Source organism: Nonomuraea sp. NPDC049784 (genome assembly GCF_040659615.1).
Lineage (GTDB): Bacteria > Actinomycetota > Actinomycetes > Streptosporangiales > Streptosporangiaceae > Nonomuraea.
Genome location: NZ_JBFAMX010001262.1, coordinates 1 through 1,209, shown reverse-complemented (window position 1 = coordinate 1,209; position 1,209 = coordinate 1). Strand labels below are relative to the sequence as shown.

Sequence of the window (1,209 nt, the reverse complement as noted above, 5' to 3'; positions counted from 1 at the left end):
GGCCGTTGCGACCCCCGGCGGCTCCAGCACGGGCGTGGGCTGTGCCGCTCGCCGAGATCTGCGGATGATCTCACCCCTTGGCAGGAGGCGATGACACCCCCTTGCCTACAAAGACGCGAATTCACCCCAGAACGGATGCTTCACCCTCCGAAGATCTCTTTTTGCCTGATCCCTAATTGCTCGGATCTCGTACCCTGGACTCATGGACAAGGTGGTCAAGAGCGAGGCGGAGTGGCGGGTTCAGCTCTCGCCTGAGGAGTTCCACGTCCTCAGGGAGGCCGGGACCGAGCGCCCGTTCACGGGCGAGTACGTCGACACCAAGACAGAGGGCGTCTACTCGTGCCGCGCCTGCGGGGCCGAGCTGTTCCGGTCGGACACGAAGTTCGAGTCGCACTGCGGGTGGCCGAGCTTCTTCGCGCCGTCCGACACCGACGCGGTGCGGCTGATCGAGGACCGCAGCCACGGAATGGTACGCGTCGAGGTGCGGTGCGCGCAGTGCGACTCGCATCTTGGTCATGTGTTCCACGGCGAGGGATACCCGACACCGACCGACGACCGTTACTGCATCAACTCGATCTCCCTTACGCTTGAACCCAAGGGGTGATCGGCTAACGACAGCGCGTACCGATCGCCTGCCTCGGGTAGGAGATTCGTGTGCGCTTTGTCCATCTTCGCCACCGCTGGGTGACGATTGAGACTATCGGGCGAGTCGTGACGCAACGGTGCGAGGTGTGCTCGAAGACGCGGGTACGGGTGCGTTAGGCGATTCTCCAGAGTGTCAGCCGGGTTCGGGGTGGGTGACCCGGCAGCTGGTGTCGAAGGGGCCGAGGATGTTGGCGAGCACGGGATTCCCGTTCTCGCCGAACTCGGCCTGGACGAACACGACCGGGTTGGCCACACCGAGAGAGTGCAGGTATTCCAGGCCGCGCTGGCACAGCGTGATCGCCTGCGAGGAATTGCCCGCAGTTTCCGGCAAATCCGTGTAAATGCGCAAATATCCGCCGACTGTGCGGATGTCCTTGAGGCGTTTCAGCGCCTTGTCGTCCGGACTCCAGTGCGTACGGAAATACTCCGCCGCCTGCTGGTCGGTGTGCCGCGACGGCCCGTCCGCCTTGTAATCCTCCACCTCAGCGGGGTCGGGACCGCCCGCCGGCAGGTCCTCCGGCTTGGCGCTCCCCTCCACCAGGCCGGGCTCCACCGCGCCGGGGG

Annotated in this window: 2 protein-coding genes; one reads left to right on the top strand and one right to left on the bottom strand. The window is 65.0% G+C overall.

Annotation, left to right across the window (positions count from 1 at the left end):
* Window positions 1-202 precede the first annotated feature (202 nt).
* Window positions 203-604: a peptide-methionine (R)-S-oxide reductase MsrB gene (msrB, locus tag AB0J09_RS65260; protein WP_360714593.1), complete on the top strand. Its 402-nt coding sequence runs from the start codon at window positions 203-205 to the stop codon at window positions 602-604.
* Window positions 605-778: 174 nt separating this feature from the next.
* Here the strand turns inward: msrB and AB0J09_RS65255 are convergent.
* The coding region (locus tag AB0J09_RS65255; protein ID WP_360714591.1) for a hypothetical protein at window positions 779-1,209 on the bottom strand (431 nt) is incomplete at its 5' end.